This window comes from Helicobacter rappini (genome assembly GCF_900198625.1).
In the GTDB taxonomy this organism is placed as follows: domain Bacteria; phylum Campylobacterota; class Campylobacteria; order Campylobacterales; family Helicobacteraceae; genus Helicobacter_A; species Helicobacter_A rappini.
Map to the genome: position 1 here is coordinate 1 of NZ_FZPK01000098.1, position 1,346 is coordinate 1,346.

Consider the following 1,346-nt stretch of genomic DNA (forward strand, 5'->3'; position numbering starts at 1 on the left):
ATAAAAATAATCAAAAATAACCATTTTATTAACACAATAATATAGATATATCTTATTTAATAATAAAAATTAATCAAATAAACTACAAAATAGCATTAATATAACATTTATTATGCAAGTAATACGCATTATATTAGTGCTAATATATCAATAAAGTAATAGATTTTAATATTTAAAATAATGATAAAAACTTATTTCAACATAAACAAAGAAAAGTAAAAAAGGGAGGCTGATATGTTTTTGCGTAGTGAATTTTAAAAGTAAAAAGGTTAATGTTAATAAATACTCAAACTTTCAGTTAAAGGAAAATTTTAAAAGAAGTAAAAATAAAAATGCAAAAACAAACAAGTCTAAGGATTTTTGGTAACATTAAAAAAATTGCCACATATATTACTATGAAGTCTCTTAAACACGCAAGTTTATGGAATGTAGATTCTAAAAAAACTATAAGAAATTATGCAATTCATTTGCCTTTTTCATCCATGCCATAAGTTTATCCCATTCTTCTTTCGCGACATACTCTTTTGCTTCGGTAAAATGCTTTTCAAAATCTGTGAGTGAATGCAATAGATGGGCTTTATTATGTTTAAAAATATCTTTCCAAGTGATAGGAGAGCTATTTGCAAGACGCGACATACTACGGAATCCACCGCCAATCAAAGCAAGAATATTTTCTGGTTTTTCTTGTGCTAATACCGTGTTTGCGAGGGCAAAGCTTAAGATATGCGGCAAATGTGAGATATAGGCGATATGCTCATCATGACTTGCAGAATCCATTTTAATGATTTGCATACCAAGATTCACAAAAATCTCTTTTGCAAAGGCGATTTGAAACGCACCGCTTTTATCTATATCTGTGAGGATTAGAATCTTATTTTTAAACAAGTCTTTTTGTGCTGCCTTTGGACCGCTATGCTCTGTGCCACTCATAGGGTGTGCGCCGACATAATTTTTACGCATTTTAGATTCTATAAGCTCATGTATAGCGTGTTTTGTGCTGCCTAAATCAATGATAGTTTGCGTTGGGGTAAGATCGCTAAAAGCATTTACAATCGGTGCTACAAAATCAAGTGGCACAGCGATAAATATCACATCACATTGAGAGATTTCCTCCATACTCGCACACTCATCAACAAGCCCTAGAGATAATGCCTGCTGCTCGTGCAATGCCGCCTTATCATACCCCAAAATGCGTTTAAACATCTTTGTTTCTCTTAAAGCTAATCCTAAAGACCCACCTATAAGCCCTAAACCGATAATGCCTGCTTGCATACTTTTCCTTATCTAAAATCTCAAAACAGAAAGGATATTTTGCCATAATTTCTAGGAAATATGCTTATTTTGAC

The 1,346-nt window shown here is 32.0% G+C and carries 1 protein-coding gene; it reads right to left on the reverse strand.

Translation table 11 applies throughout. From position 1 onward, the window contains the following. Positions 1 to 444: 444 nt before the first annotated feature. Positions 445 to 1,272, reverse strand: coding sequence for a prephenate dehydrogenase (locus C6H17_RS12010; RefSeq protein ID WP_005220112.1), 828 nt, complete (start codon positions 1,270 to 1,272; stop codon positions 445 to 447). Positions 1,273 to 1,346 lie beyond the last annotated feature (74 nt).